Origin of the sequence: Pseudomonas sp. BN417, assembly GCF_029871205.1 — a bacterium.
Lineage (GTDB): Bacteria > Pseudomonadota > Gammaproteobacteria > Pseudomonadales > Pseudomonadaceae > Metapseudomonas.
Genome location: NZ_SSOJ01000013.1, coordinates 1 through 551, shown reverse-complemented (window position 1 = coordinate 551; position 551 = coordinate 1). Strand labels below are relative to the sequence as shown.

Sequence of the window (551 nt, the reverse complement as noted above, 5' to 3'; positions counted from 1 at the left end):
GCGCACCCGACCGCGACCATAGTGGTGGCCGACAATGCCTTGAGGATCGGTGAAACCTCGCTGGTGACCATCACCTTCAGCGAAGCGGTGACCGGTTTCACCAACGCCGACCTGACCATCGCCAACGGCACCCTGACCGCGGTGAGCAGCAGCGACGGCGGCATCACCTGGACCGCGACTTTCACCCCGACTTCGAGCATCACGGATACCACCAACCTGATCACCCTGGACAACACCGGCGTACAGAACGCCGTGGGCAACCTGGGCGTGGGCACCACCAACTCGAACAACTACGCCATCGATACGGTGCGGCCGACCGCCACCATCGTGGTCGCCGACAGCGCGCTGAGGATCGGCGAAACCTCGTTGGTGACCATTATCTTCAGCGAGGCGGTGAGCGGTCTCACCAACGCCGACCTGACCATCGCCAACGGCACCCTGAGCGCGGTGAGCAGCAGCGACGGCGGTATCACCTGGACTGCCACCTTCACCCCGAGCGCCAGCATCAGCGACACCAGCAACCTGATCACCCTGGACAACACCGGCATCGC

The 551-nt window shown here is 64.1% G+C and carries 1 protein-coding gene; it reads left to right on the top strand.

The window, feature by feature from the left end; translation table 11 throughout:
* A partial coding sequence (locus E8F11_RS00270) for an Ig-like domain-containing protein (RefSeq protein WP_280286796.1) occupies positions 1 to 551 on the top strand: 551 nt, incomplete at both ends.